This window comes from Methylobacterium sp. A52T, from assembly GCF_053346095.1.
In genome coordinates this window covers 1-25,637 of record NZ_JBKFBI010000085.1, presented here as the reverse complement: position 1 = coordinate 25,637, position 25,637 = coordinate 1, and the positions used below count along the sequence as shown (strand labels likewise).

General features: G+C 73.2%; 27 protein-coding genes and 2 pseudogenes. 12 read left to right on the top strand and 17 right to left on the bottom strand.

What is annotated here, in order from left to right; all coding sequences use genetic code 11:
- Positions 1 to 207, top strand: a pseudogene (locus ACLBYE_RS19540) (hypothetical protein); the annotation flags it as partial.
- Positions 208 to 246: 39 nt separating this feature from the next.
- Here ACLBYE_RS19540 and ACLBYE_RS19535 read toward each other — a convergent pair.
- From ACLBYE_RS19535 to fliL, 8 genes are all read right to left on the bottom strand, one after another.
- Positions 247 to 1,545, bottom strand: coding sequence for a leucine-rich repeat-containing protein kinase family protein (locus ACLBYE_RS19535; RefSeq protein WP_447695424.1), 1,299 nt, complete (start codon positions 1,543 to 1,545; stop codon positions 247 to 249).
- A 3-nt stretch (positions 1,546 to 1,548) separates the two neighbouring features.
- A complete protein-coding gene (locus ACLBYE_RS19530) occupies positions 1,549 to 1,740 on the bottom strand; it encodes a DUF1192 domain-containing protein (RefSeq protein ID WP_012317818.1) in 192 nt (63 codons plus the stop codon).
- A 12-nt stretch (positions 1,741 to 1,752) separates the two neighbouring features.
- Positions 1,753 to 2,973, bottom strand: coding sequence for a phosphopentomutase (locus tag ACLBYE_RS19525; RefSeq protein ID WP_447695423.1), 1,221 nt, complete (start codon positions 2,971 to 2,973; stop codon positions 1,753 to 1,755).
- Between the two features lie 2 nt (positions 2,974 to 2,975).
- A complete protein-coding gene (locus ACLBYE_RS19520) occupies positions 2,976 to 4,613 on the bottom strand; it encodes an ABC transporter ATP-binding protein (RefSeq protein ID WP_447695422.1) in 1,638 nt (545 codons plus the stop codon).
- A 295-nt stretch (positions 4,614 to 4,908) separates the two neighbouring features.
- On the bottom strand, positions 4,909 to 5,775 hold the full coding sequence (locus tag ACLBYE_RS19515) for a MotE family protein (RefSeq protein WP_447695421.1): 867 nt from the start codon (positions 5,773 to 5,775) through the stop codon (positions 4,909 to 4,911).
- Positions 5,772 to 6,302 carry a DUF6468 domain-containing protein gene (locus ACLBYE_RS19510; protein ID WP_020093625.1) on the bottom strand — a complete coding sequence of 177 codons (531 nt, stop codon included), beginning with the start codon at positions 6,300 to 6,302 and terminating at the stop codon, positions 5,772 to 5,774. The genes ACLBYE_RS19515 and ACLBYE_RS19510 overlap by 4 nt, the downstream gene beginning before the upstream one ends.
- A 19-nt stretch (positions 6,303 to 6,321) precedes the next feature.
- On the bottom strand, positions 6,322 to 7,539 hold the full coding sequence (gene fliM / locus ACLBYE_RS19505; RefSeq protein ID WP_091681367.1) for a flagellar motor switch protein FliM: 1,218 nt from the start codon (positions 7,537 to 7,539) through the stop codon (positions 6,322 to 6,324).
- Positions 7,540 to 7,603: 64 nt separating this feature from the next.
- A complete protein-coding gene (fliL, locus tag ACLBYE_RS19500; protein WP_020093627.1) occupies positions 7,604 to 8,158 on the bottom strand; it encodes a flagellar basal body-associated protein FliL in 555 nt (184 codons plus the stop codon).
- A 255-nt stretch (positions 8,159 to 8,413) separates the two neighbouring features.
- Here fliL and flgF point away from each other — a divergent pair, with 255 nt between their 5' ends.
- From flgF to flgH, 4 genes are read left to right on the top strand one after another with little or no spacing between them, the layout of a single operon-like run.
- Positions 8,414 to 9,154, top strand: a complete 741-nt coding sequence (gene flgF / locus ACLBYE_RS19495) for a flagellar basal-body rod protein FlgF (RefSeq protein ID WP_020093628.1) — start codon at positions 8,414 to 8,416, stop codon at positions 9,152 to 9,154.
- Positions 9,155 to 9,167: 13 nt separating this feature from the next.
- Positions 9,168 to 9,959, top strand: a complete 792-nt coding sequence (gene flgG / locus ACLBYE_RS19490) for a flagellar basal-body rod protein FlgG (RefSeq protein ID WP_020093629.1) — start codon at positions 9,168 to 9,170, stop codon at positions 9,957 to 9,959.
- Between the two features lie 35 nt (positions 9,960 to 9,994).
- Positions 9,995 to 11,137, top strand: a complete 1,143-nt coding sequence (flgA, locus tag ACLBYE_RS19485) for a flagellar basal body P-ring formation chaperone FlgA (protein ID WP_447695420.1) — start codon at positions 9,995 to 9,997, stop codon at positions 11,135 to 11,137.
- Between the two features lie 36 nt (positions 11,138 to 11,173).
- Positions 11,174 to 11,923 (top strand): flagellar basal body L-ring protein FlgH, encoded by a 750-nt coding sequence (flgH, locus tag ACLBYE_RS19480; RefSeq protein ID WP_020093631.1) that lies wholly within the window; start codon positions 11,174 to 11,176, stop codon positions 11,921 to 11,923.
- 6 nt (positions 11,924 to 11,929) lie between these two features.
- Here the strand turns inward: flgH and ACLBYE_RS19475 are convergent.
- From ACLBYE_RS19475 to ACLBYE_RS19455, 5 genes and pseudogenes are all read right to left on the bottom strand, one after another.
- Positions 11,930 to 13,247 (bottom strand): annotated as a pseudogene (locus ACLBYE_RS19475) (Gfo/Idh/MocA family protein).
- Between the two features lie 84 nt (positions 13,248 to 13,331).
- On the bottom strand, positions 13,332 to 13,700 hold the full coding sequence (locus ACLBYE_RS19470; protein ID WP_447695419.1) for a PilZ domain-containing protein: 369 nt from the start codon (positions 13,698 to 13,700) through the stop codon (positions 13,332 to 13,334).
- Between the two features lie 102 nt (positions 13,701 to 13,802).
- Positions 13,803 to 14,561: a phosphatase PAP2 family protein gene (locus ACLBYE_RS19465; RefSeq protein ID WP_447695418.1), complete on the bottom strand. Its 759-nt coding sequence runs from the start codon at positions 14,559 to 14,561 to the stop codon at positions 13,803 to 13,805.
- A 31-nt stretch (positions 14,562 to 14,592) separates the two neighbouring features.
- On the bottom strand, positions 14,593 to 15,111 hold the full coding sequence (locus ACLBYE_RS19460; RefSeq protein WP_447695417.1) for a 2'-5' RNA ligase family protein: 519 nt from the start codon (positions 15,109 to 15,111) through the stop codon (positions 14,593 to 14,595).
- Between the two features lie 26 nt (positions 15,112 to 15,137).
- Positions 15,138 to 16,286, bottom strand: a complete 1,149-nt coding sequence (locus ACLBYE_RS19455) for a spore photoproduct lyase family protein (protein ID WP_447695416.1) — start codon at positions 16,284 to 16,286, stop codon at positions 15,138 to 15,140.
- A 72-nt stretch (positions 16,287 to 16,358) separates the two neighbouring features.
- Here ACLBYE_RS19455 and ACLBYE_RS19450 point away from each other — a divergent pair, with 72 nt between their 5' ends.
- Entirely contained in the window at positions 16,359 to 17,327 is a 969-nt protein-coding gene (locus ACLBYE_RS19450; RefSeq protein WP_447695415.1) for an alginate O-acetyltransferase AlgX-related protein, read from the top strand.
- Here ACLBYE_RS19450 and ACLBYE_RS19445 read toward each other — a convergent pair.
- Positions 17,321 to 17,545, bottom strand: coding sequence for a hypothetical protein (locus ACLBYE_RS19445; protein ID WP_042671783.1), 225 nt, complete (start codon positions 17,543 to 17,545; stop codon positions 17,321 to 17,323). The genes ACLBYE_RS19450 and ACLBYE_RS19445 overlap by 7 nt on opposite strands.
- A gap of 213 nt (positions 17,546 to 17,758) precedes the next feature.
- Here ACLBYE_RS19445 and ACLBYE_RS19440 point away from each other — a divergent pair, with 213 nt between their 5' ends.
- The 6 genes from ACLBYE_RS19440 (at position 17,759) to ACLBYE_RS19415 (ending at position 22,189) form a co-directional block, all read left to right on the top strand.
- Complete coding sequence (locus tag ACLBYE_RS19440; protein ID WP_447695414.1) at positions 17,759 to 18,736, top strand: glutathione S-transferase family protein; 978 nt, start codon at positions 17,759 to 17,761, stop codon at positions 18,734 to 18,736.
- 162 nt (positions 18,737 to 18,898) lie between these two features.
- Positions 18,899 to 19,366 carry a hypothetical protein gene (locus tag ACLBYE_RS19435; RefSeq protein ID WP_091979442.1) on the top strand — a complete coding sequence of 156 codons (468 nt, stop codon included), beginning with the start codon at positions 18,899 to 18,901 and terminating at the stop codon, positions 19,364 to 19,366.
- An 82-nt stretch (positions 19,367 to 19,448) separates the two neighbouring features.
- Complete coding sequence (trxA, locus tag ACLBYE_RS19430; protein WP_447695413.1) at positions 19,449 to 20,363, top strand: thioredoxin; 915 nt, start codon at positions 19,449 to 19,451, stop codon at positions 20,361 to 20,363.
- 49 nt (positions 20,364 to 20,412) lie between these two features.
- Complete coding sequence (locus tag ACLBYE_RS19425; RefSeq protein WP_020093642.1) at positions 20,413 to 21,078, top strand: LON peptidase substrate-binding domain-containing protein; 666 nt, start codon at positions 20,413 to 20,415, stop codon at positions 21,076 to 21,078.
- A gap of 12 nt (positions 21,079 to 21,090) precedes the next feature.
- On the top strand, positions 21,091 to 21,297 hold the full coding sequence (locus ACLBYE_RS19420; RefSeq protein ID WP_020093643.1) for a Trm112 family protein: 207 nt from the start codon (positions 21,091 to 21,093) through the stop codon (positions 21,295 to 21,297).
- A 502-nt stretch (positions 21,298 to 21,799) separates the two neighbouring features.
- On the top strand, positions 21,800 to 22,189 hold the full coding sequence (locus ACLBYE_RS19415) for a hypothetical protein (RefSeq protein WP_020093644.1): 390 nt from the start codon (positions 21,800 to 21,802) through the stop codon (positions 22,187 to 22,189).
- A 6-nt stretch (positions 22,190 to 22,195) separates the two neighbouring features.
- Here ACLBYE_RS19415 and ACLBYE_RS19410 read toward each other — a convergent pair whose 3' ends face one another.
- From ACLBYE_RS19410 to ACLBYE_RS19400, 3 genes are all read right to left on the bottom strand, one after another.
- Positions 22,196 to 22,558, bottom strand: a complete 363-nt coding sequence (locus ACLBYE_RS19410; RefSeq protein WP_020093645.1) for a SpoIIAA family protein — start codon at positions 22,556 to 22,558, stop codon at positions 22,196 to 22,198.
- Positions 22,559 to 22,734: 176 nt separating this feature from the next.
- Positions 22,735 to 24,924, bottom strand: a complete 2,190-nt coding sequence (locus ACLBYE_RS19405; RefSeq protein WP_447695412.1) for a primosomal protein N' — start codon at positions 24,922 to 24,924, stop codon at positions 22,735 to 22,737.
- A 65-nt stretch (positions 24,925 to 24,989) separates the two neighbouring features.
- A partial coding sequence (locus ACLBYE_RS19400) for an MFS transporter (RefSeq protein ID WP_447695411.1) occupies positions 24,990 to 25,637 on the bottom strand: 648 nt, incomplete at its 5' end.

Here is a 25,637-nt window from a genome sequence, read left to right as displayed (position 1 = left end):
ACGTTTGTGCGCCCCCCCCCCCCCCCCGGGGGCCCCCCCCCCCCGGGCCCCCCCCCCCCGGGGGGGGCGCCCGCCACGGCGACGCGGGACCTGCCCGGGCCGGACGGCGCCGTGGTGCCGGCGGCCCAGCTCCAGGCCGCGAGCCTCGCGGCCCTCGGCGACCTGTTCGCCGTGGTCGCGCGCGGGCAGGGCGATATCCCCGACTGAGACGGCGGACCGCTCCCGGCACCGGCCGAGGCCGCGCGATCAGGCCTGGAGCCGCGCGATCTCGGCGATCACCGCCCCGAGGCCCGGCCGCCCGTCGGGATCCGGCCCGGTGCAGGCCAGCGCCAGGGCGCGCAGGGAGTCCGGCGGCGCCGCGCAGCGGTCGAGCAGCTCGCCGATCAGGATGCCGACGGCGCGGACCTCGACCCGCGCCAGCGCCGCGCCTTGCGGCCCGTCCGGCAGGGCCGAGGCCGCCCCGAGATCGCTGAGCACGGCCGCGCCGGTCCCGGCATCCCAGAGCGTGTTGTGGGCGTAGACGTCGCCGTGCAGCAGGCCCCTCCCGTGCAGGTGCGCCACCGCCTCGGCGACGGCGCGGGCGATCCGCAGGACCGCGTCGGCGCCGAGGCGCAGGTCCGGGTCGTAGACGTCGCGGCTGCAGCTCGCGAGGCTCGGCGGCCCGGCGAGCACGCGCCAGTGCGCCGGCAGGAGCCGGAGCAGCAGGCCGCGGGCGCCGTCGGGATGGCCCTCGAGCCGGCCGAGCGCGCCCGTGAGGGCCGGGTGCGTCCCGGCGGCGAGGCAGGCCTCCATCTCCCGCTCGGGCAGGCCGTCGCTGGTCATCGCGCCCTTGAACAGCTTCAGGGCCACCTCCTCTCCGCCGGCCGGATCCCGCCACCGCGCCCGGTGGACACGTCCCGAGGCGCCCTCGCCGAGCAGGTCGCCGACGGCGAGGTCGGCCCACGGCACCGCGGGGGCCGCGACCGGCGCCGTCGCCGGCTCTGCGGGGTTGCCGGCGTAGGCGATCCAGGCGAGGCGGGGCAGGCGCGCGAGCCACGGCGGGAGCGCCGCGAGACGGTTGCAGGCGAGCCGGATCAGCTCGAGGTCGTCCGCCCCCGAGAGGCTGTCGGGCAGCGCCGTGAGCCGGTTGCCCGCCAGCATCAGCTTCTGCAGGCGCGGCCGCTCGCCGAGGGCGGCGGGCAGCGCCGCGATCGCGTTGTCGGTCAGGGTCAGCCAGCGCAGGTCGCGCGGCAGCGACTCCGCCGGAACCTCGCGGATGCCGCAGCCGCGGAAGCCCAGCTGGCTCAGCGCCGGGCAGGCGCCGAGCACCGGCGGCAGGCGCGGGAACGGGTTGCCGGAGCAGAACAGCACGCGCAGGCGGTGGAGGCGGCCGAGATCGTCCGGCAGGTCGGCGAGGCTGCCCCGGCCGAGATCGAGCACCTCGAGGGTGTCGGCGAGGGCGAAGACCTCGCGCGGCACCTCCGTCAGGCCGTCGGGCAGCCGCAGCTCGCGCGCGCCGCCGAGATCGCCGCGCCGCAGGGCGGCGAGGGTTTCGTGCCGGTCCAAGCCTCAGCCCCGCTTGAAGAAGGCGTCGGCCGCGCCCTGCGCCGCCTGCTTGGCGGCCCGCGCCGCCTCGAGCCGGGCGATCTCGGCGCGCAGGAGCGCGACGCGCTCGTCGAGATCCCCGAGCGAGAGCGTGTCGAGGGGCTGCCCGATCTCGTGGGCAACGGCCTTGCGCGGCCGGTCGTCGTCGTCCCGCACGTCGTGTCCTCCCTACAGGAACGGTGTTCCGGCCCCGTCCCAGGCGAGGCCGAGACGGGCCGCCACGGTGGCGCCGATATCCGCGAAGGTCTCCCGCCGCCCGATCGACCGGCCGGCCACGCCGGGGCCGAAGGCCAGCACCGGGACCTGCTCGCGGGTGTGGTCGGTCCCGGTCCAGGTCGGATCGTTGCCGTGGTCGGCCGTGATCACCGCGAGGTCGCCCGGCGCCAGCGCCGCCAGGATCTCGGGGATCCGGGCGTCGAACGCCTCCAGCTCCGCGGCGTAGCCCGGCACGTCGCGGCGGTGGCCGTGCTCCGTGTCGAAATCGACGAGGTTGACGAAGACCAGGCCGCCATCCGGCAGCGTCGCCAGCGCGTCGAGCCCCGCGGTCACGCAGGCCGCGTTCGGGCCCGGTTTGATCTCGCGCCCGGTGGCGCGGTGGGCGAAGATGTCGCCGATCTTGCCGACGCTCACGACCGCGCGGCCGGCCGCCTCGGCCCGGTCGAGCAGCGTGCGCCCGGGCGGGGCGACGGCGAGATCCTTGCGGTTGCCGGTCCGGCGGAAGCCCGCCTCGGGCGCGCCGACGAAGGGCCGGGCGATCACCCGGCAGATGCGGTAGGGGTCGCACAGGCGGCGCGCCACCCGGCACAGGTCGTAGAGCCGCTCCAGCCCGAACACCTCCTCGTGGGCGGCGATCTGGAACACGCTGTCGGCCGAGGTGTAGCAGATCGGCCGGCCGGTCCGGAGATGCTCGGCGCCCAGCGCGTCGATGATCGCGACCCCGGGCGCGTGGCAATCGCCCAGGATGCCCGGGAGGCCGCCCTCGGCGACGAGCGCGCGGACCAGCTCCGGCGGGAAGGCCGGCCGGGTCTCGGGGAAATGCCCCCAGGGCTCGGTCAGGGGCAGGCCGGCGATCTCCCAGTGGCCGGAGGGCGTGTCCTTGCCGGCGGCCGTCTCCACCGCGTGGCCGTAGGCGCCGCGCGGCGGCCCGGCCGGGGCGAGGTTCGGCGGGATCCGGCCCGAGGCCCCGGCGGCCGCCAGGCCGAGCCCGAGTTCGGCGAGGTGGGGCAGGCGCAGGGGGCCCGCGCGCAGCCCCGCCCGGTCGCCGCGGCCCTCCGCGCAGCGCTCGGCGATGTGCCCCAGCGTGTCCGATCCGGCATCGCCGTAGCGGTCCGCGTCCGGGGCCCCGCCGACGCCCACGGAATCGAGGACGATGATGAGGGCGCGCGCCACGGTCAGGCGGACTCCAGCTCGGCGCGGGCGTCGCTCTCGAGGGCGAAGGCGGCCTTGAACAGGGCGCGGGTGTAGGGCGTCTGGGGATCTGCGAAGATCGTCTCCGCCTCGCCCTCCTCGACCACGCGGCCGTTCTGCATGACGATCACGTAGTTGGCGAGCGCCCGCACCACCTTCAGGTCGTGGCTGATGAACAGGTAGGCGAGGCCGCGCTCGCGCTGGAGGTCGTGCAGCAGGGTCACGATCTGCGCCTGGACCGAGCGGTCGAGGGCCGAGGTCGGCTCGTCGAGGACGACGAAGCGGGGATTGAGCACCATCGCCCGCGCGATGGCGATGCGCTGGCGCTGGCCGCCGGAGAACTCGTGCGGGTAGCGGTCCATGGCGGCCGGATCGAGCCCGACATCGGTGAGCGCCTTGGCGACAACGGCCCGGCGCTCCGCCCGGGAGCGCGCCGTGCCCTGGACCACCAGTCCCTCGGCGACGATGTCGGCCACCGACATGCGCGGCGACAGGGACCCGTAGGGATCCTGGAAGACCACCTGCATGTCCTTCCGCAGCGGGCGCATCTGCGCCACGCCGTAGCCGTCGATCGCCTTGCCGAGGAAGACGATCGGGCCCTCCGAGCCCGTGAGCCGCAGCAGGGCGAGGCCGAGGGTGGTCTTGCCCGAGCCGGACTCGCCGACGACCCCGATGGTCTCGCCGGTCCGGACCCGCAGGGAGACGCCGTCCACGGCCCTGACGTGGCCGGTGACGCGCCGGAGCAGACCCGACTTCAGCGGGAACCAGACCTTCAGGGGGCCGGCCTCCAGGAGCGGGGCGGCGTCGGCCGGGACGGGGTTGGCCCGGCCCTTCGGCTCGGAGGCGATCAGGCGGCGCGTGTAGGCGTGCTGCGGATCCGCGAAGACGGCCTCGGTGGCGCCGGCCTCCACGATCTTGCCCTTCAGCATCACGCAGACGCGGTCGGCGATCCGCTCGACGATGCCGAGATCGTGGGTGATGAACAGCATCGCCATGCCGAGGCGCTTCTGCAGGTCGGCGAGCAGCGCCAGGATCTGCGCCTGGACGGTCACGTCGAGGGCCGTGGTCGGCTCGTCGGCGACCAGGAGGTCGGGCTCGCAGGCGAGGGCCATGGCGATCATCACGCGCTGGCGCTGGCCGCCGGAGAGCTCGTGCGGGTAGGCGCCCATGCGCCGCTCGGCGTCGCGCAGGCCCACGAGTTCCAGAAGCTCCAGGATCCGCCGGCGCGCCGCCTTGCCGGCGAGGCCGCGGTGCAGGCCGAGCACCTCGCCGATCTGCCGCTCGATCGTGTGGAGCGGGTTCAGCGAGGTCATCGGCTCCTGGAACACCATGGTGATGTCGGCGCCGCGCACGTCCCGCATCGCCCGCTCGGGCAGCCGCGCGAGGTCGCGGCCGGCGAACAGGATCCGCCCGTCCTGGCGGGCGGAGCCGTCGAGCAGGCGCAGGATCGCCAGCGCGGTCACCGACTTGCCGGACCCCGATTCGCCCACGAGCGCGACGGTCTCGCCCCGGCGGATGGTGAAGGAGACGCCGTCGACCGCCACGGTCTCACCCTCCCGCGCGCGGAACGCCACGGAGAGGTCCTCGACGGCGAGGAGCGGCTGGGGATCGGCCTCTGACATGAGCCCCTTATAGCGCGCCCGGCCCCGGACCCTAGCCCGCGCGGACGCCGCACGGGCCGATCGGGGAGGCCGGCACGACACGGCCGGACGAGAGCCGCTCCCGATCGTGTCGCGAGGGTCGGGAAGGACGACGACCCCGGTCGCGACGGCCGCGCCGTCTCCAGGCTCCCGCACGGGAGAGGGGACTCGCGCGTCGTGCGGAAGGGATCTGGAGCGCCACCGCCTCAACCCGATCGGGACCCGCTCGAGCCGGGCCTTCTGGGAAACCGGCCCGGCGCCCCGGCGCGCCGCGGACTTACCGAACCGGCGCCCCGGGATCGATCGCCGGCAGCTCGTTCGCCGGGAGCCCCGTTCCTGCCTGGGCCTGCGGTCCGGCCGCGCCGCGGGCGCGGTTGGCGAGGGCGACGGTCAGGCGCTCGGCGGTCTCGGGCTGCATCACCGCCAGGACCTCGGACATCTTGCGGGGGTTCATGGCCAGCACGATCGGGACCAGCACGTCGAGCCCGAGCCGGTCGAAGACCCGGGCGGCGTCCTTGGGCTTCATCGCCTCGTACATGGTGACGATGTTCTTCAGGGCCTGCTTCTCGGCGTCCTCCTTCGCCTTCGCGACGGCGTCGACCTTGTCCTCGGCCTTCTTGAGGTCGCCGAGCCCGGTCTCGAGCTTGCGCTCGGCCTCGCCCAGCATCTTCTCGCGCAGCTCGAGCTCGTCGCTCTTCTGACGCAGGGCGTCGCGCCGGGCACCGAGCTTCTCCAGGAGCAGGCGCTCGGTGGGCGAGGCCGAGCTCCCGGCCGCGGGCGGTGCGGACTGGGCCGGGGCCAGGGGCGGGGCCGACGGCTGCTCGGGCGCGGCTGCCGGCGCCTCCTTGGCGCCCACCGAACCGGTCGTCACCGGATCGAAGGGCTCGAAGCCGGTGCGCGCCCGGGCGACCGCGCGCCCGTATTCCGGCAGCGCCGCGCTCTCCGGCAGGCCGGCCTGCAGCAGGCTGAGCAGCTTGAGCACGAGCAGCCCACCGGCCGCGAGCGCCACGGCGTCGATGAGGCGCAGCCGAAACTGCCGGACGGGCTTCCGGCGCGCGCGCCGCTCGGGCGTCGCGGCGCGGCGTATCCGCTCCTCGGGATCCGGCTTCGGCGGCGGGATCTTCGGGGCCTTGACCCCGGTCACGCGGCGCGCGCCCGGACGCGAGCGAGGGCGCGCTCGCTCATGGCGAGCGCCGCCGCGGCCGCCACGCCGAGGCGCTCCCCGTTCGGACTGGCGTGCTCCGGCCGGCGCTCGGCCGGGATCTCAGGCGCGCGCGTCGGCTCGGGGACCGCCTGCGGCGCGGGCCTCGGCTCGGGCGCGGGCTCGGGACGGACCGGCACGGCGCGCATCTGCGCCACGATGGCGCCGATGCGGGTGATCACGCCCTCGCCGGCCTCGACCTGCAGCCGCAGCTCGCCGGCGCGGATCGTGGCGGTCTCCAGGCTCGCGTTCAGGGTGCGGTCGCCCTCGTCGATCGCCGCCCGCAGGCCCGCGATGGCCCGCTCGGCCGTGCCGGTCGCGACCATCAGGTCGCCGATGGTCTGGCGGAGGGCAGCCTCGTCGCCCTTCATCTGGCCGATGCGGCGCGAGAGCCGGAGGGACGTGACGATGGTCGCCGCCAGGAGGACGGCGACCAGGATGTCGGCCGCGAGGGTGACGAAGAGACTCATGACCGGACCCTCATCGGCACTAGTTGTCCGAGCGGTTGTTCATCGAGGCCTCGTAGGCCTGGATCGTCGTGCGCGAGCGGCGCAGCGGCCGGGTGACCTGGACAGCGATGTGGCCGTCGACCCGGCCGATCCGCCCCTGCGTCAGCGCCCAGTCGCCGCAGCGCACGGTGATGAGGTCCGAGGGCTTGGCCTCGAACATCAGCGTCTCGCCGACCTTCAGACTCATGACCTGCTTGAGCGGCAGCATCATCTCGTGCAGCACCGCGTCCATGGTCACGTCGGCCTGCCAGATCTCGGTGGCGAGATGGCCCTCCCAGACGTGGTCGCGGCCGAGCTTCTCGCCCATGAAGCTCTGGGTCAGCAGCTCCCGGATCGGCTCGATCGTCGCGTAGGGGAACAGGATCTGCAGCATGCCGCCGCGCCCGTCGACGTCGAGGCGCAGGCTGATCAGGATCGCGGCGTTGCCGGGCCGCGTGATGGTGGCGAAGCGGGGGTTGGTCTCGATCCGGTCGATGCCGAAGCTCACGGGCGAGAGCGGCTGGAACGACATCTCGAGGTCGCCCAGCACAATCTCGACGAGGCGGCGCACCAGCGTCATCTCGATGGCGGTGAAGGGCCGGCCGTCGAGGCGGCTCGACGAGCCGCCGCGCTTGCCGCCGAGCAGCAGGTCGAAGGTCGCGTAGGCGAGGTTCGAGTCGACCGTGACGAGGCCGGAATTCTCCCACTGCTCGGCCCGGAACACGCCCAGCAGCGTCGGCAGCGGGATCGCGTTCAGGTAGTCGCCGAAGCGCACCGAGGTGATGTTGTCGAGGGTCACCTCGACGTTGTCCTGGAACAGGTTGCGCAGGGAGGTCGACAGCAACCGGATCATCCGGTCGAAGACGATCTCCAGCATCGGCAGGCGTTCGTACTGGACGACGCCCGAATCGACGATGGCCTGCACGCCCCCGGCCCCGGAGGCCGAGAGCTCGCGCATGGAGAAGCCGAGGACGCCGTCGATCTCGTCCTGGTTCAGCACCCGGTCGTTGCCGGCGAGCTCGGGGAGGTTGTCGCTCTCCCCGTCCTCGATCATCGTCGCCCATTCGGCGGCGACGTCGCCCGCGTTGCGCGTGGTGCCCTGCTCGGCGAGCGCCGCGCCCCACTCCTCGGCCAGCGACGTGTCGCCGCCCTCGGCCCCCTGCTCCAGGAGGGCTGCCGACCAGTCGTCCTCGGGGAGTTCGTCCTCGGGTTCCATCAGGCGTGCTCGATCGGGGCCCGGCGCGGCGCGGCGCGCGATGGACGGGGCAGGGTGGCGGGCGCGCTCACTGGACGATCACGTCCTTGAACAGCACCGCGTCGACCTTGGCGGGGTACAGGGCGATGTTGATCCGGCGCAGAAGCTCCTCGCGCAGCCGGAACAGGCCCATCGAGTTGGTGATGTCGCTGGCGCGCAGCTCGCGCATGTAGACCTGCAGCGCGTCCTCCACCCGCGGCATCAGGGGCTTCACCTCCTCCTCGACCTTGGCGTCCTTCAGCTCCAGCGAGATCCGGACCTTCGCGTACTTGGCCTTGTCCTGGGGCAGCTCGGGCGAGAGGTTGAGGAGCATCTCGCGCACGTCGACGAAGACCACGGCCTTCTTGGCGTCCGGGCCGGCGCCCTTCGCGTCGCCGTGCCCGCCGCCATGGCCGCCCCCCTGCGCGGCTTCCTTGCCGTCGCCCTGGCCGCCGCCGCGCATCATCAGGAAGGCGCCCGCGCCGCCGCCCGCGATCAGGACCGCGAGGGCCACCATGATCATGAGCTTCTTCTTGCCCTTCGGGGCGCCCTCGGCTTTGGCCTCGCCGTCCTCGGCGGAAGCCTTTTTCGGCGTCTTGGCCATGGAATAATGCTCTCTCGCGGGAGACCGCGCGCCAGGTACACCTGGATATCGGAGCATCACGGTTAACGCGCCGTTAAGGAGGCAATTCCTGCCGGGTCAGGTTTGCCGCGGCGCAGCCCCCGCGCCACCGCGACACGCGAGCGTCGCTAACCAAGTCACTGTCACAACGCTAAAATTTGCCACAGACGGGTTTGGCACAGCGGATGCTGAATGGATCGTTGCCGCCTCCGCGGCCCGCGAGTCCCAGAGTCCACGATGCAGAATGCCCTCTTCGTCGGCGTGTCGAGCCAGATGGCGCTCCAGCGGGAGCTGGACGTGATCGCCAACAACATGGCGAACGTCTCGACCACGGGCTTCAAGGCGCGGAACACCCGCTTCGAGGAATACCTGATGCCGGTGGCGAGCGCGGATTCGTTCGCCCGGCCCGACCGGCGCCTGTCCTACGTCATCGACCAGGGCACCAGCCTCGACCTCGGGCAGGGCCCGATCGAGCAGACCGGCAACCCGCTCAACGTGGCGGTCAAGGGTTCGGCCTTCATCGCCGTGCAGTCGCCCCAGGGCGAGCGCTACACCCGGAACGGCGCCTTCGAGCTCGACGCGCAGGGCACGCTCGTCACCAGCGACGGCTACAAGGTCGTGGGCGAGGGCGGCCCGATCAGCATCAACCCGCAGGAGACCGGCCTCGCCATCGGCCCCGACGGCACCGTGTCGACCAACCTCGGCATCCGCGGGCGGATCAAGCTCGTCACCTTCGCCAACCCGCAGCGGCTGACCAACGAGGGGACCAACCTCTACGCCTCGCCGGAGCCCGCCCGCCCCGCCGGGATCGACGGGCGCCTGGAGCCCGAGTCGCTGGAGCGCTCCAACGTCCGCCCGGTGATCGAGATGACCCGGCTCATGGACGTGAACCGGACCTACGCCATGGTGTCGAGCATGATCTCGCGCCTCGACGACCTGCGGGGCACGGCGATCCGCCGCCTCGCCGACGTCGCCTGAGGAGGCCTGACCGATGCGCGCCCTCTACTCCGCCGCCACCGGCATGGCGGCCCAGGAACTCAACGTCCAGGTCATCTCCAACAACATCGCGAACCTGCGCACCACCGGCTACAAGCGCCAGCAGGTGCACTTCCAGGATCTGCTCTACCAGAACATGCGCCGGGCCGGCGCCTCGACCTCGCAGCAGAACACCCAGCTCCCGGCGGGCCTCAGCCTCGGCTCGGGCGTGAAGACCACCTCCACGGCCCGGGTGATGTCGCAGGGGACGCTCTCCTCGACCGAGAAGGATTACGACGTCGCGATCCGCGGCGACGGGTTCTTCCGGGTGACGCTGCCGGACGGACGCACCGCCTATTCCCGCGACGGCTCCTTCGACCTCTCGGCCCAGGGCCAGCTCGTCACCCGCGACGGCTACCTGCTCGATCCGGCGATCACCGTGCCGCAGAACGCGACGTCCGTGACGATCAGCGCCACGGGCGTCGTGCAGGCGAACATCCCGGGCCAGACGGCGCCGCAGGCGCTGGGCCAGTTCCAGCTCTCGCGCTTCGTCAACAAGGTCGGCCTCGAGTCGATCGGCGACAACCTGTTCGTCGAGACCGCCGCCTCCGGGCAGGCGATCAGCGGCCTGCCGGGCGCCGACGGCTTCGGCAACCTCCAGCAGAGCTACCTGGAGGAGGCGAACGTGAACGCCGTCACGGAGATCTCGTCCCTGATCGCCGCGCAGCGCGCCTACGAGATGAACTCGAAGGTCGTCACCGCCGCCGACCAGATGCTCTCCACCACCACGCAGATGTTCCGCAGCTAACCGCGCGACCCGCACCCCGTTTCAGGTCCCTGAACATGTATGCCGGCATGCACCCCGACCCGCTCGATCCCGACTTCGAGACCCTCGACCTGCCCCGCATCGCCGCGGGGGCCGGGGACGACATCAGCCCGATCGTGCGGCGCGTCCCGCGGCGGGTGATGCCCCTCGGCGCCGCCGTCATCCTGCGCGCGCTGCTGGCCTTCCTGACCTTCGCGGTCCTCGGCGCCCTGGCGATCCCCGCCATGGCGCGGGCGGAGGGCCTGCGGCTGCGCGGCGACGTCACCGCCCGCAGCGACGTCCTGACGCTCGCCGATCTCGTCGAGGGCGCGCCCGAGCGCCTGGCCACGCGCCCGCTGTTCCGGGCGCCCAGCCTCGGCGCCACCGGGACGATCCAGACCCGCCGCATCCTCGACGCGGCCTCAGCCCTGGGCCTCAGCGGCCTGGAGACCGGCGGCCGGCTGCAGATCGCCGTGCAGCGCGCCGCCCGCCGCCTCGGGCCGCCGGAGATCGAGGCGGCGCTCAAGCGCGGCCTCGAGACCGGCTACGGGCTCAACGCCCAGAACATCGCGGTCCGCCTCGACGGCGACGGGCCGACCCTGCTGGCGCCGGTGGACCTCGAAGGGCAGGCCGCGGCCCTGGACCTGACCTACGATTCGCGGACGCGCCGCGTCGCGGGCCTCGTCACCCTCGGCGAGCGGCAGGTCTCGCTGCGCGTCTCCGGCGTGGTCGTGGAACTGCGCGAGGTGGCGGTGCTCACCCGGAACCTCAACCGCGGCGAGCCGGTGAGAGAGGGCGACGTCGCCCTGGAGCGGCGCCCGCGCGAATCCGTCGCCCCCGACGCGCAGGGCAGCGCCACGACCATCCTCGGCGAGGTCGCGCAGAACACCCTCACGGCCGGCACCGTGCTGCGGGTCACCGACACGGCCCCGCCCGACTTGGTCGCCCGCGGGGAGAACGTGACCATCGTGTACGAGACGCCGAGCATCAGCCTGTCGATGCGCGGCCTGTCGAACGATTCCGGCCGCATGGGTGCCGTCGTCAACGTCGTCAACGTCGCCTCCAAGAAGGTCCTGCAGGCCACCGTGATCGGCCCCGGCCGGGTCTCGGTGAGCCCCAGCCCCGCGGCCCGGCAGGCCGCCGGCGCCGCCCCCGTCCAGGCGACCGCCTCCCTGCGCTGACCGCCCGCCCTGCACGCGTCGAAGAGTGATAGCCCGATGGCCCGTCGCACCGTCCTGAACCCGCTCGCCGCCGCCCTGATCGCCGGCGCGCTCGGCGCCTGCAACACCGCCGACCGCCTCTCGCAGGTCGGCTTGACCCCGGCGCTGTCGGCGATCGAGGACCCGACCGCGCAGCCGGGCTACAAGCCGGTGCGGATGCCGATGCCGGACGTGCAGCCGGTCTCGTACGCGCCGAACTCGCTGTGGCGCACCGGCTCCCGCGCCTTCTTCAAGGACCAGCGCGCCGCCAAGCTCGGCGACATCCTGACCGTGAAGGTCAAGGTCACCGACCAGGCGAACATCAGCAACGAGACCAAGCGCTCCCGGGCCAACACCGAGAGCTTCGGCCTTCCCAACGCCCTGGGCCTGGAGAACAACGCGGTCGGCAAGTCCTTCGGCGTCGGAAGCACCGCGCTGCTCTCCGCCACCTCGGCCATGGCCAATGACGGGGCCGGCTCGGTCCAGCGCACCGAGTCCGTCCTGACGAACGTCGCCGCGGTGGTGACCCAGGTCCTGCCCAACGGCAACCTCGTGGTCGAGGGCAAGCAGGAGATCCGGGTCAATTTCGAGGTGCGCGAGATGATCGTCGCCGGCGTGGTGCGGCCGGAGGACATCGAGTCCGACAACACCATCGACTCGGCCAAGATCGCCCAGGCGCGCATCGCCTACGGCGGCCGGGGCCAGATCACCGACGTGCAGCAGCCGCGCTACGGCCAGCAGCTCGTCGACATCCTGCTGCCGTTCTGAGGCCCCTCAGGACGGCTCCTCCGGCTCCGGCCCGCGCGTCACGTCGAGGCCGGAACCGGCGCCGGGGGGCGGCCCGACCTTGACCGGCGCGCCGGTGCGGGCGGCCTCGTAGATCGCCTCCATCAGGACCTGGTCCTGCAGCCCCTCCTCGCCGGGGGTGCGGGGCCGCAGGTTCTCCTGGATGCACCGCGCGAAGTGGTCCAGCTCCAGGGCGAACTGGTTCTTCGGGCTCAGCACCTTCTCGTCCCGGGCGGCGTTCCTGCCGTCGCGGTGGCCGATGTAGAGACGCTGGCCCTGGTAGGCGAAGGCGTTCTGGAGATCGACGGAGGCGGTCCCGGTATGCAGGGTCAGGCTCCGCGCCTCGTAGACCCCGTAGCTCGTCAGGCACTGGGCGATCACGCCGGACGGGAAGTGGAGGGTGAAGCTCGCCGTCTCCTCGACCTCGCGGTACTTGGGATCGTCCGGCGGCGAGTGGATCTGGGCCTGGATCAGGTTCGGCTCCTCGCCGAGGACCGCGCGGGCGGTGTTCAGGCAGTAGAGCCCGATATCCGGCAGCGAGCCGCCGCCCGCCAGCGCCTTCCGCAGGCGCCACTGCTCCGGCAGTCCGGTGGTCTGGCCATTGAAGGCCTGGATCAGCCGGGGCCGGCCGAACTCGCCCGAACGCGCGAGCTTGATCACGGCCCGGTTGTGGGGCTCGTACTGGCACCGGTAGGCGATCATCAGCTTGACGCCGGCCTTCGCGCAGGCCGCGATCATCTCCCGGCACTCGTCCGAGGTCACCGCCATCGGCTTCTCGCAGAGGACCTGCTTGCCGGCCGCGGCGGCCGCCACGACGTTGTCCCGGTGCACGCCGTTCGGCGTGACGATGTAGACCGCCTGGACGTCGGGGTTGGCCTTCAGCCGATCCCACGCGTCGTAGCCGTAGACGGCGTCGTCCGGCAGCCCGTACTGCCGCGCCACGAGCTTCGCCTTGTCGGGCGAGCCCGACATCACCGCCGCGAGGCGGGCGCGCTTGCTCTCGCCGAACGCCGGCAGGATCTCGTCGAGGCTCAGGCGCCCGAGACCCACCACGCAGTAGCCGACCCGCTGGCCCGGCGGCTGCGGCGCCGGGCTCGGGGCGGGCGGGCGGTCGCCCGGCCCACGCCAGTTCGGGAACATCACCTTTCCGCCCTGCACGGCGCCGGTATCGGCCGGGACCGAAGGGGCCGGCGGGGCGGCCGGCGGGGCGGCCTGCGCTCCGCCCCCCGCCGCCGGCCGCGGCGCCGGCCAGGGCGCCCCCGGCCGCGAGGAGGGTGCGTCGTGAGAGCCGGGTGTCGTCCGCCATGTGCCTCGCCGTGTCGCCGGATCGGGAGGGCCGCGCCCGGGGCGCCGCCCGCGCCGGGAGCCGCCGGATGGCGGGACCGCGCTCTCAGTGAACGCGACCCGGCTCCGGGCTGTTTCCGTCGAGGAGCGCGGCGCGCAGACGCGCCACCTCCGCCTCGCTGGCGGCGAGCCGGCGCGCGACCGCCTCGGGCTCCGTCGCCGCGCGAGTCTCGGCGAAGCCGAGGCCGACCGACTCGCCCGCGCGCCAGGCCACGAAGGCGCGCCGGGTCTCGCCGCGACAGGGGATGAACAGCTCGACGCAGTCGGGGAGCACAACCTCCGCCGGCAGCCGGACCCGCGCCCCGTCGAGGGACACGTCGCGGACCGTGCAGTCGATCTCCGGGAGGAAGGCCGCGACGCGCAGCCGCCCGCCCAGGCAGACGCGGCGTCGGGCAGTGCGGCGGCGCTCGACCACGATGGTCTGACCCTGACGGTTTCGGTTGCGGGGACAACCGCCATCCAGCCCGGACGGCCCCCGCCCGTCCACTTTAACCGTCCGTTTACCTTAACGGCGGGCTCAGGCGGGCGGCGGCGGATCGGGCGCCTCGACCTCGCCGCGGCGCTGGAGCTGCAGGGCGACGAACCAGCACAGGGAGGCCCAGGCGGCGCCGATGCACCAGCCGGCCAGGACGTCGCTCGGCCAGTGCACGCCGAGATAGATGCGGCTGATGCCGACGAGCAGCGTCACGCTCACCCCGAGCGCGAGGACGAGCGCCTTGGCGCGGCGGTTGCGCTCGACCCGGGCGATCAGGGTCGCCAGGGTCAGGTAGGCGATCGCCGACATGGTGGCGTGGCCGCTCGGGAAGCTCGCCGTGAACACCTCCATGCCGTGGGGCACGAGATCCGGCCGCGGCCGGTGGTAGAAGATCTTCAGCACCGTCGAGACCAGCTCGCCGCTGCCCACCGCGGCGAGGACGTAGAGGCCGATCCGCCGGCGCCCGGACACGCCGAGATAGGCCGCCACCGCGCAGGTCAGGAACAGCACGGTGAAGACGCTGCCGAGCCCGGTGATGTCGCGCATCGACTCCTCGAGCCAGGGCGGCCCGATCGGGTCGGCGAGATCGGCGGGGTTGCGCAGGGCGAGCAGGATCCGCCGGTCGAGGGCCGCGGTGGAGCCCTCGCCGACCTCGTGGGCGAGGTAGAAGAACCCGTAGCCGAGGATGCTCAGGCAGAGCAGGGCGACGAGGGGACCGACCTCGTTCAGGCGCAACCGCAGCCACACCGCCATCGCGGGCTCGATCAGACGGTTCTGCCGCAGGTTGCCCGGCGCCCTCATGGCGCGGTCTCCCGGTGCGCGTCGACATCCATCAGGCATTCTCTCCGAAGGGCAGGCGGGCGACGGCGTCCCAGGGGCCGCCGCGGTAGCGCCAGAGCAGGGTGCCGGGGGCGGTGAACCGGAACGGCGCGAACCCCGCCGACAGGTCGGCGTGCAGCGCCCGGGCCGTGTCCGGCGACACCTTGTTCTGCACCGTGACGTGCGGGCGCCAGCCCTGCCGGTCCTGCGCGGTGAGGTGGGCCGCGAATTCCTGCGCGAGGCGGCCCCGGAAGCGCGCCAGCGCGTCGGAGTCGAGCGCGTAGGCGACGCCGCGGCCGGTGAAGCGCAGGCCGGTCACCGCGACCTCCGGCGGCGGCACCGTGCGGGCGAGGGCGGTGATCGCCTCGATCACGCCCCGCTCCCGGTCGCCCGGCAGGTGGTGGAACAGGGTCGCGTGCGCCGGGATGCGGTTCAGGGCTTCCGGGAAGTGGCGGCGCCGCTCGCCGTCGAACCGCGCGAAGGTCGGTTCGTCGAAGGCGAGCGTCAGGATCAGGGGGTCCGCGTCGGTCATCGGGGCCAGATGGCGCCCGCGGGCGCTCAGGTCCAGTACAGGATCCGCGCGGCCGGCAGGTCGCGGGCGAGGCAGGCGGTGAGGTGGGCGTGCATCGCCTGCATCAAGGGCTTCGGGAAGACGTGCTTCACCGAGCCGAACTTGGTGCGCTTCTCGACGCGCTCCGCCTCGTCCAGCGGCAGGTCCGAGCCGGGATACCAGCCGCGCAGCACCGCCTTCGAGCCCGGCGTGAACCGGTGGGTGATGAGTTCGGCGGTGAGGTCGAGATCGGGCACGCCGGCCAGCGCGTCGGCGGCGGCGCGGACCAGCCCGGCATAGGCGTCCTCCCAGTCCGGGACTGGCAGGATCGGCGCGACGGTCAGGCCGACCGGATAGCCGGCCCGCGCCGCCGCCGCCAGGGCAGCGAGCCGCGCGTCGAGGGGATCGGTGCCGCCCTCGTAATGCGCGGCCGCCCGCGGATTGACCGAGAAGCGGATGCGCGTGCGCCGGTTGTGGGGCAGGTCGAGGAGCGGCTCGACCGCGGCGAACTTGGTGGTGAAGCGCAGCTGCACCGGCGCGTCCCAGGCGCCGAAATGCCGGATCGCCGCCGAGAGCGAGCCGGTCAGGTGCTCGATGCCGAGGGGATCGGTGTAGCAGGACGCCTCGAAGGTGGTCCCCTCCCGCGCCCGCTCGGCGGAGGCCGACGTCACCGAGCCGCGCCCCGCATAGTCCGCGAGGTTGTCGAGGATCGCCGCCAGATTGGCGTAGGCGCGGGTCACCGGCGGCCCGGACAGAGAGCCCGCGAGGTAGCAGTACTGGCAATGGGCCGGGCAGCCCTCGGCGAGGTCGAAGCGCCAGTCGGCCGAGGGCGGGATCGGCTGCAGCCGCAGCTTGGTCGGCGGGGCGACCGTCAGCGCGAGGGTCGCCTTGGCGGCCGCGTAGGCGCGCCGAGGATCCGGCTCGCGCGGGCTCGGCAGGCGGTTGGACGCCAGCCGCTCCACCGGCAGGCCCAGCGCCTCGGCGCGGGCCAGCATGGCCCGCCCGTGGGCGTGCTCCAGGGCGGCGGGTATGACCAGCACGCGGCGCGGGCGCCACAGCCGCGCCGGGCGGGCGGGCTCCGGGCGGATGGGCTCCGGGCCCCCGGCATGCTCCGGGCGATCGCGGGTCTGGACGGCCGGTGCGGGCGAGGGCGTCATGCCTGACGAACGCGCGGTCCCGGTGCCGGGTCCGGCCTAGTCGCCCGCTCGCGGTGCGGCTAAAGCACCGTCATGTCTGCAGGCAGGGAGAGCGTACATGTCGGCCGCGACGGCTGGTTATTCCTCACGGGGGGGACCAACCGGGTCATGGACCGGTATCGCGGCGGCCTGCGGCACTGGCTGCTGCTGCGCGGCTGGACACGGCTGATCAAGGCCCGCGCGCGGCGGGCCGAGAGCCTCGGCATCCGCTGCCTGCACGTGATCGTGCCGGAGAAGCTGTCGGTCTACGACGACAAGACCGACGGCCTGCGCTACGCCCCCGGCAAGGCCTCGACCCGGCGGCTGGCCCGGAGCCTCGCCCGGCATCCGGCCTATCTCGATCTCCTCGCACCGCTCCGCGCCGCCCGGATCGGGCCGGTGCCGCTCTACCTGCGCACCGACACGCACTGGACCGCGCAGGGCTGCCTGCTGGCCTACCGCGCGATCATGCGGGCGCTCGGGGCGATCCCGCCGGCCGATATCGGCGCGCGTCCGGGCATCGTCTCGGACCAGCTCATGGATCTCGGCGAGAAGCTGCCGGAGCGGCCGCGCGAGCGCCTGGAACGGTTCATGCTGCAGCGCGACGCGTCGCGGGTCGAGACCGGGCCGCTGCTCGCCGCCTACGAGGCGGAAGGGCGCGACCGGGAGGTGCATGTCGGCGCGCATGTCGTCTACCGGAACGCGTCACCGGCGGCCGATCCGCGCCGGCTCGTCCTGTTCGGCGATTCCTGCGCCCATTTCGACCCGTTCCTGCTGACCGGGCTACTCGCCGAGAGCTTCAGCGAGGTGCACTTCGTCTGGTCGTCGAGCCTCGACTGGGCCTATATCGAGCGGGTCCGCGCCGACATCCTTCTGTTCGAAATCGCCGAGCGCTTCCTCGCCAAGCTCCCGAAGGACGATTTCGACGTGGCCGTCGCCGGCCAGCGCGGGACCGGCGGCCGCCTCGCGAAGCTTCGGGCCGGCGGCCTCGACGCCGTCGGCCACGGGGCGAAGCCTCAGTAGATGGCCTGATCCAGGCGGGCGAAGTCGGCGACGCTCGCCGCCTGATACTTCGCGAAGGATTCCGGCGCGCAGGCGATGCCGATCATCAGGACGAGGAGCGTCGCGAGGCACGCGAGCGTCGCGGTGACCACGTCGGCGTGGCGCCGCAGGGCGTGGATCACCAGGCACCCGAACGTGAACAGGGCCGCCTCGGCGACGGGCACCAGCGCGAACGACATCACTTCACCTCCATCGATCCCCCACCGGGTCGGGCAGCTGCGGCACGCGCACGGCGACGGGTGGGTGACGCGAGACATGGCGGACTTTGCTGCACCGCAACAGGCGGCCGGGCGCAGGCCTGCCTTGCGTGGCGTTCGCGGGCGGACGCGTCCCTTCACACCGACCGCGCGAGGCCCATCTCGGTCGGATCTCTCGGGAAAGCGGAGACGACGATGGGCCTCCTCGTAGACGGCATCTGGCGCGACCAGTGGTACGACACCGCCGCGACGGGCGGCCGCTTCGAGCGCAAGGCCTCGGCCTTCCGCAACTGGGTCACCGCCGACGGGTCGGCGGGCTCCTCCGGCGCGGGCGGCTTCCGCGGCGAGCCGGGGCGCTACCATCTCTACGTGTCCCTGGCCTGTCCGTGGGCGCACCGCACGCTGATCGGCCGGGCGCTGAAGGGGCTGGAGGACGCGATCTCCGTCTCGGTGGTCGACCCGCACATGGGCGCGGAGGGCTGGGTCTTCGGCGACACGCCGGGCGCGACGCCCGACCCGATCCACGGCGCCCGGCGCCTCTACGAGGTCTACCTGGCGGCGGACCCGTCCTACAGCGGCCGGGTCACCGTCCCGACCCTCTGGGACCGGGAGCGCGCCACCATCGTGTCGAACGAATCCGCCGAGATCCTGCGGATGCTGAACGACGCCTTCGGGGGCACCGGCCCCGACCTCTACCCCCCGGAGCTGCGCGCCGAGATCGACGCCGTGAACGGCCGCGTCTACGACCGCGTGAACAACGGCGTCTACAAGGCGGGCTTCGCGACCACGCAGGAGGCCTACGCCCAGGCCTTCGAGGCCCTGTTCGCGGAACTCGACGCGCTCGAGGCGCGCCTCGACCGGAGCCGCTACCTCTGCGGGGACCGGCTGACCGAGGCCGACATCCGGCTGTTCACGACGCTGGTGCGGTTCGACGCGGTCTATGTCGGGCACTTCAAGTGCAACAGGCGCCGGATCGCCGACTACCCGAACCTGTCGAACTACCTGCGCGACCTCTACGCGCTGCCCGGCGTCGCGCCGACCGTGAACCTCACCCACATCAAGCGGCACTATTACGAGAGCCATCCGACCATCAATCCGACGGGGATCGTGCCCCTCGGCCCGGACCTCGACCTCGCCGCGCCGAACGACCGGGCCCTGCGGTTCGCGGGCTAGCGGGCCGCCCCGCCCGGCGTCCCTTCCGCGCCCGTGCGGGTGGGCGAGGGCGTCCGGCGCGTCCGCAACTCACGGGCCGTCGCGCCGGTCCGGGACCGTGCCCCTCGACGGCGCGCGCGGCGCGCCTAGTTCGGCTCTCAACCGGAGGATGCCCGACACGCCATGACCAACAGCCTGCGCCTCGCGCTGCTCTGCGCCCTCGTCAGCCTGCCCTCCGCGGCCCGCGCCCAGGCGGCGCTGCGGCTGGAAGGGACCTGCGAGAAGCTCGTCATCGGCACGCAGGACCTGAGCGCGGCCTGCAGCAACGTCCTAACGAACGCGGTGAGCCGGAACCGCACGAGCTTCGACTTCACGACCTCCGACGGTCAGATTCTCAGCTTCAGCGGCAACGGCGCCCAGCAGGAGGCCACCGAGGAGACCGATCCGCTGCAGCCGATCAACGTCGTCACCACGGGCAAGGACGGCGCCCCGATCCTCGCGATCGGCGCCTGCCGCTTCTCGACCCCGGAAGCCGGGCGCACCGCGATCACCTGCGAGGCCAGCACCGCCGACGGGCGTCCCTTCGCCGGCACCTTCGTGACCGCCGCCAAGGCGGCGGCGGGCGCGCCGGCCGCCGCGCCGCCGCGCTGAGGATCCGGGCCTCCGGGCTGGTCAGACCGGGGCGGAAGCCCCATTTAAGGCGCTCCACGAAAAAGGTTCCGAAGCCAGACCGATGCTCAACGACACCCTCGCCGCGGGCGGTGCCCCGGCCGGCGACACCGGCTCCCTCATCAAGGACACGACCACCGCGAGCTTCCGTCAGGATGTCATCGCCGAGTCGATGAACCGGCCGGTCCTGGTCGATTTCTGGGCGCCCTGGTGCGGGCCCTGCAAGCAGCTCACGCCGGTCCTGGAGAAGGTCGTCCGGGAAGCCGCGGGCGCGGTCGTCCTGGCGAAGATGAACATCGACGAGCATCCCTCGATCGCCGGTCAGCTCGGCATCCAGTCGATCCCGGCGGTCATCGTCTTCCAGAAGGGCCAGCCGGTCGACGGCTTCATGGGCGCGGTCCCGGAGAGCCAGATCAAGGAGCTGATCGCGCGCGTGGCCGGTCCGCAGCAGGACCCGCTCGAGGCGGCCCTCGCCGACGCGGCGGCCCTGATCCAAGAAGGCGACCTCGCCGGCGCCGCCGAGATCTACGCGGCCGTTCTGGAGCAGCAGCCCGACAACGTCACCGCGCTGGCCGGCCTCGCCAAGATGCAGCTCGACGCGGGCGAGATCGAGAACGCCAAGCGCGTCCTGGCGATGGTCCCGGAGGCGAAGGCCGGCGACCCGGCGCTCGTCGGCATCCGCGCCGCCCTGGACCTCGCCGAGCAGGCGGCGGCGCTGGGCGACCTCGCGGGCCTGCAGCGGGAGGTCGAGGCCAACCCGGACGCCCACCAGGCGCGGTTCGACCTCGCGCTCGGGCTCGCCGCCCGGGGCGAGCGCGGCCAGGCGGTCGATCACCTGATCGAGCTGCGCAAGCGCGACAAGGACTGGAACGAGGACGGTGCGCGCAAGCAGCTGCTGCAATTCTTCGAGGCCTGGGGCGTGATGGACCCCGACACGATCCGCGGCCGGCGCAAGCTCTCGGCACTTCTGTTCTCGTGAGGCACCGGCTCGCGCGCCGGCCCACCGTTCGGCCCCTCTGGGAGGCGCCATGAGCACCCATGCGAGCTACAAGGGCCCCGCGGATTGCCCGGCCGTGATCCCGGTCTTCCCGCTGTCCGGCGCGCTGCTGCTGCCGCGGGGACAGATGCCGCTCAACATCTTCGAGCCGCGCTACCTCGCGATGGTCGACGATGCCATGCGGACGGACCGGATCATCGGGATGATCCAGCCCGACCCGGAAGGGTCGGGCGGATCGAATCCGAAGCTCTACCGCGTCGGCTGCGCGGGCCGCGTCACCCAGTACGCCGAGACCGGCGACGGCCGGTACCTGATCTCGCTCACGGGCGTCACCCGGTTCCGGGTCGAGAGCGAGCTGGCCTCGATCGGGCCCTATCGCCGCTGCCACGTCTCCTACGACGAGTTCGCGGTGGACTTCGAGCCGCGGGCGGGCGAGGAGCAGGTCGACCGCGAGGGCGTCCTCAAGGCGCTGCGCGATTTCGTGGAGTCGAACGACCTCAAGGTGGACTGGGCCGGGATCGACGAGGCGCCCGACGAGGCGCTGGTCAACGCCCTGTGCATGATGAGCCCGTTCGGCGTGCGCGAGAAGCAGGCGATGCTGGAGGCTCCCGACCTGAAGACCCGGGCCGAGATCCTGATCGCGGTCACGCAGATGGAACTGGTTCGCGGCTCGGGTCCCGAGTCGCCGATGCAATAGGTTGCCCCACCGATGTCCAACGACCTCACCGCCCCTGTCGAGGCGACCCGCGTCGACCCGAAGCTCCTGGAGATCCTGGTCTGCCCGCTGACCAAGGGCACCCTGGAATACGATTCGGCCCGGCAGGAGCTGATCAGCCGCTCGGCGAAGCTCGCCTACCCGATCCGCGACGGGATCCCGATCATGCTGCCCGAGGAAGCCCGGCCGCTCACCGACTGAGCGTCACGAATTGCTCCGGCCGTCCCGCGCGCGGCCCGTCACGACCCGAGAAGGCGGCGCGGCGCGCCGGTCTGCTGCGCGCCCCCGCCGACGGATCCGATCGTGGATCCCGCCCGGCCCGTTCGAGGCCGGTTGCTCGTGAGCCGGCCCGTCCCAAGGCGCCCGAGGCTCGCCCGCGCGGGCAGGTTCGGCCGCGGTCTCGCGGGCGCTCTCCCGCGGGCCCGGCGATCCTCGACATGCGCGTGCAGGACCTCGGCCGCCCCCGTCTCCTCCCTGATGAGCAGAGACTTGGACGCTCCGGTCGGCAGATCAGTCGACAGCATCGTCCGCAACGAGCTTGACTATTGGCCGGGGGACTCTCGGCCGTAATCTATCTTGAACAGGCGGAAGGCAGCCATACTCTTGCCGCTTCCATCGTTCAGCGTCGAGTCATCCTCGATCGATGATTCTGACCGTGCACGCCGCTCCCGGCGGTGTCCGCTTCGCTGAAAGATTGCATCGCATGACCAAGCTGACCGCGGTCGCGGCCCTCGCCGCCGGCCTTCTCCTCCCGACGTGCCTGCCCGCCAGCGCGGGGCCGAGCGCGCATAACGGGCGGTGGTCGGTGGAGCTGGTGACGGAGAGCGGCCTGTGCAGCGCCCGCTACACCTACGCGCTCGCGATCCGCGAGGGGCAGGTGCAGCTCATTTCCGGCAGCGCCGGGGCGCAGGTCAACGGCCACGTGCGGCCCGACGGCAGCGTCGGCATCACGGTCAGCAACGGGACGGCGAGCGGCACCGGCACCGGCCGGCTCCAGGCCGGCAGCGGCGCCGGCACCTGGAAGGTCTCGTCCCTGTGCTCGGGCCACTGGACCGCGCGGCGCAGCGACACCCGCACCGCGCAGGCCGACTGAGGTCGCTCAGGCCGCCGCGGCGAGCCAGCTGCGCGCCTCGTCGATGCGGGCGCGCTCGAACACCTTGATCTGGGTCGGCGACACGAAGTTGAAGGTCTCGGCCAGCGCCTTCAGCCAGGGCGCGTCCGTCACCAGGGCGACGTGGCTGATGCTCTTCATCATCGAGATGCCGAAGCGCGGGTCCTTGAAGAAGGCCGCCGGCTCCATGCCCTCGAAGGCGCGGATATCCTCGAGCAGCTTGATCTTGCCGCCCTTGTCGAGGTCGGCCTTCATCGCGGTCATCGCCGCGTTCATCTCCTCGTCGGTGATCTTCCCGTCGACCACGATCTCGGCGACATTCGAATCCGGCGTCTTGGTGTAGGTCAGCACTGATCGCTCCTCCGGGAACCGCATGCGTCCCGTAGCCGGTCTCCGACCAGGGTCCGCCGCCCGTGACCTGAGCCATACCCGATCGCGGGACGAACCGGTATGGCTCCGGACCCTCGCTCTGACGTGCCTCCCGAGGACGAACCGCGTTCGCGAGACCGGGAGGCGCGCGAAGTCTCCTACAAAAAGCTCTGCGGGTCGACATCGATGGCGACCCGGACGTTGCCCCGCACCTTCGGGCCCCGGGCGATCCAGGCGCGCAGGTAGGCCTGGAGATCGACGTTGCGCTCGGTCTTCACGAGCAGCCGGAACCGGTAGCGACCGCGCACCAGGGCGAGGGGCGCCTCGGCGGGGCCCAGGACCATCACGCCCTCCGGCGGCTCGGCGGCGCGGGCCAGCGCCTGCCCGTGCGCCTCCGCGACCTCGCGCTCGCTCGCCGAGACGATCAGCGCCGCGAGCCGCCCGAACGGCGGCAGACCGGCCGCCTCGCGGGCCTGGATCTCCTCCGCGTAGAAGCGCTCGGCGTCGCCCGAGAGGAGCGCCGCGATGACCGGGTGGTCCGGCTGGTAGGTCTGGACCAGGGCGCGCCCGGGCTTCTCGCCGCGTCCGGCGCGTCCGGTGACCTGCTGGAGCAGCTGGAAGGTGCGCTCCGCCGCCCGCGGGTCGCCCGAGGTCAGGCCGATATCGGCGTCGAGGACGCCGACCAGGGTCAGGAACGGGAAGTTGTGGCCCTTGGCCACGAGCTGCGTGCCGATCACGACGTCGCACGCGCCGGCCGCCACCGCCTCGAGCTCCTGGCGCAGACGCTCGGCGCCGCCGGGGAAATCGCTCGACAGGACGACGATGCGCCGGTCCGGGAACATCTCGGCCGCCTCCTCGGCGATCCGCTCGACGCCGGGCCCGCAGGCGGTGAGGTTGTCGAACGTCCCGCACTCGGTGCAGGCCTCCGGCCGGCGCTCCGCGTAGCCGCACTGGTGGCAGACCAGCGCCCGGCGGAACCGGTGCTCCACGAGCCAGGTCGAGCAGTTCTTGCACTGGTAGCGGTGGCCGCAGGCGCGGCAGAGGGTCAGCGGCGCGTAGCCCCGGCGGTTGAGGAACAGCAGCGCCTGCTCGCCGCGCTCCAGGGTGCTCTTCACCGCGTTGACCAGCGGCGGGCTCAGGAAGCGGCCGCGCTCGGGCTGGTCGAGGCGCATGTCGATCGCGGCGATGTCGGGCAGGCGCCGGCCGCCGAAGCGCTCGGGGAGCAGGACGTGCCGGTAGCGCCCCCGCGCGGCGTTGACGCGGGTCTCGATCGCGGGCGTCGCCGAGGTCAGGACGACCGGGCAGCCCTCGAGGCGCCCGCGCACCACCGCCATGTCGCGGGCGTGGTAATGGACGCCGTCCTCCTGCTTGTAGGCGGTCTCGTGCTCCTCATCGACCACGATCAGACCGAGCCGCGCGAAGGGCAGGAACAGGGCCGAGCGCGCGCCGACCACGACGAGCGCCTCGCCCTCGGCCACGGCGGCGCGCAGGCGCTCGCGCCGCTTGCCGCCGATCCCGGAATGCCACGCCGCCGGCCGGACCCCGAACCGGGCGGCGAACCGGTCGAGGAACTGCGCCGTCAGGGCGATCTCGGGCATCAGGATCAGGGCCTGCCGCCCGGCCCGGACGCAGGCCGCCACCGCCTCGAAATAGACCTCGGTCTTGCCCGAGCCGGTGACGCCCTCCAGCAGGACCGGGCGGAGATCGTCGGATTCCCGCGGCTGCGCCCGGTCCCACGGGAAGGGCGCGACGAGGGCCGCCACCGCCTCGGCCTGGGCGGGCGACAGCGGCGCCCGCGGGAAGTCCGGGTCGGGCCGCGGCGCGACCGGCTCCGGCTCGACCGCGACGGTCTCGAGGACGCCGTCGTCGATCAGCCCGTCGACCACCGAGAGCGAGACGCCGGCCTCCTTGGCGAGCGCGCTCTTGCCGCGCAGGGCGCGGTCGGCGGCCGCGGCGAGGACCTTGGTGCGGGCCGGGGTCGGCCGGGTCGGGGGCTTGTCGGTGAGGCGCACGGCGACGCGGGCGGTCTCGCCGGCGGCCGCCTCGTCGGGCAGCCGCAGGACCATGGCGAGCGCCGAGCCCTTCGGCGCCAGCGTGTAGCGGGCGATCCAGTCGACGAGGCTGCGCAGCGGCTCCGACAGGGGCGGGTAGGGCAGGCGGCCGGTCACGGGCCGCAGGTTCGAGCCGCCGGGCGTCTCGGCGACGCCCCAGACCACCCCGACGATCTCGCGCGGGCCGAGGGGCACCTGCACCACGTCGCCCGGGGCGAGGTCGAGCCCGGCCGGCGCCACGTAGCTGTAGGGCGTATCGAGGGCGAGCGGGATCAGGATCTCGGCGACGGCGGGCATGCGGGGCTTTTCGGGCGGGTCCGTTCCGGGTCCGTACCATAGGCGCGGCAAAAGAACCCGCCGCTTCAGCGATCCCGCAGCGCCGGCACGAGCGGCAGGGCCGCGAGGCTCAGCGCCGCCATCGCCCAGAAGGCCGATGCGCCGAACGCCCCGTAGAGCGCCCCGGAGGCCAGGGTCGCGGCGACCCCCGACAGGCCGAGGCCCAGCGTCCCGTAGAGCGCCAGCGCGGTCGTCCGGAGATCGGCCGGCGTCGACGCCTCGATGAGCCCCAGGCAGGCGAGGTGCAGGAGGGCGAAGCTCAGCCCGTGCAGGGACTCGGCGGCGGCGAGCCAGGGAAGCGCGGTCGTGGATGCCAGCACCGCCCAGCGCAGGGCCCCCGCGCAGGCCGCCACCGCGACGCCGGTCGCCGGGCCGATCCGCGCCAGCAGGGGCGGTCCGACCAGCAGGAAGACCACGACCTCCGCGGCCACCGAGACCGACCAGAGCAGGCCTGCGGTGGTCGCCGCGATCCCGGCGGACCGCCACAGGATCATGGCGAAGCCGTCGTGCATCGCGTGCGCGCCGATCACAAGGGCGGCGACCAGCACCGTGCGGCGGAAGCGCGGCAGGGCCACCAGGGCGGCGAAGCCGTGCCACGGCGCCCCGGCCTCGGCCGCGCCGCCAGGGCCGGCCGGCAGCGCCAGGGCCGCCGCGCCGGCGGCCAGGAACAGGCC

Excerpts from the sequence above, each read along its gene's own strand:
- ACLBYE_RS19420 (WP_020093643.1), top strand. The coding sequence starts at position 21,091 with ATGTCCAACGACCTCACCGCCCCTGTCGAGGCGACCCGCGTCGACCCG.
- fliL (WP_020093627.1), bottom strand. The coding sequence starts at position 8,158 with ATGGCCAAGACGCCGAAAAAGGCTTCCGCCGAGGACGGCGAGGCCAAA.
- ACLBYE_RS19440 (WP_447695414.1), top strand. The coding sequence starts at position 17,759 with ATGGGCCTCCTCGTAGACGGCATCTGGCGCGACCAGTGGTACGACACC.
- ACLBYE_RS19455 (WP_447695416.1), bottom strand. The coding sequence starts at position 16,286 with ATGACGCCCTCGCCCGCACCGGCCGTCCAGACCCGCGATCGCCCGGAG.
- ACLBYE_RS19465 (WP_447695418.1), bottom strand. The coding sequence starts at position 14,561 with ATGAGGGCGCCGGGCAACCTGCGGCAGAACCGTCTGATCGAGCCCGCG.
- ACLBYE_RS19520 (WP_447695422.1), bottom strand. The coding sequence starts at position 4,613 with ATGTCAGAGGCCGATCCCCAGCCGCTCCTCGCCGTCGAGGACCTCTCC.
- ACLBYE_RS19460 (WP_447695417.1), bottom strand. The coding sequence starts at position 15,111 with ATGACCGACGCGGACCCCCTGATCCTGACGCTCGCCTTCGACGAACCG.
- ACLBYE_RS19435 (WP_091979442.1), top strand. The coding sequence starts at position 18,899 with ATGACCAACAGCCTGCGCCTCGCGCTGCTCTGCGCCCTCGTCAGCCTG.
- ACLBYE_RS19510 (WP_020093625.1), bottom strand. The coding sequence starts at position 6,302 with ATGAGTCTCTTCGTCACCCTCGCGGCCGACATCCTGGTCGCCGTCCTC.
- trxA (WP_447695413.1), top strand. The coding sequence starts at position 19,449 with ATGCTCAACGACACCCTCGCCGCGGGCGGTGCCCCGGCCGGCGACACC.
- ACLBYE_RS19415 (WP_020093644.1), top strand. The coding sequence starts at position 21,800 with ATGACCAAGCTGACCGCGGTCGCGGCCCTCGCCGCCGGCCTTCTCCTC.
- ACLBYE_RS19405 (WP_447695412.1), bottom strand. The coding sequence starts at position 24,924 with ATGCCCGCCGTCGCCGAGATCCTGATCCCGCTCGCCCTCGATACGCCC.
- ACLBYE_RS19445 (WP_042671783.1), bottom strand. The coding sequence starts at position 17,545 with ATGTCGTTCGCGCTGGTGCCCGTCGCCGAGGCGGCCCTGTTCACGTTC.
- ACLBYE_RS19450 (WP_447695415.1), top strand. The coding sequence starts at position 16,359 with ATGTCTGCAGGCAGGGAGAGCGTACATGTCGGCCGCGACGGCTGGTTA.
- ACLBYE_RS19425 (WP_020093642.1), top strand. The coding sequence starts at position 20,413 with ATGAGCACCCATGCGAGCTACAAGGGCCCCGCGGATTGCCCGGCCGTG.
- flgH (WP_020093631.1), top strand. The coding sequence starts at position 11,174 with ATGGCCCGTCGCACCGTCCTGAACCCGCTCGCCGCCGCCCTGATCGCC.
- flgG (WP_020093629.1), top strand. The coding sequence starts at position 9,168 with ATGCGCGCCCTCTACTCCGCCGCCACCGGCATGGCGGCCCAGGAACTC.
- flgA (WP_447695420.1), top strand. The coding sequence starts at position 9,995 with ATGTATGCCGGCATGCACCCCGACCCGCTCGATCCCGACTTCGAGACC.
- flgF (WP_020093628.1), top strand. The coding sequence starts at position 8,414 with ATGCAGAATGCCCTCTTCGTCGGCGTGTCGAGCCAGATGGCGCTCCAG.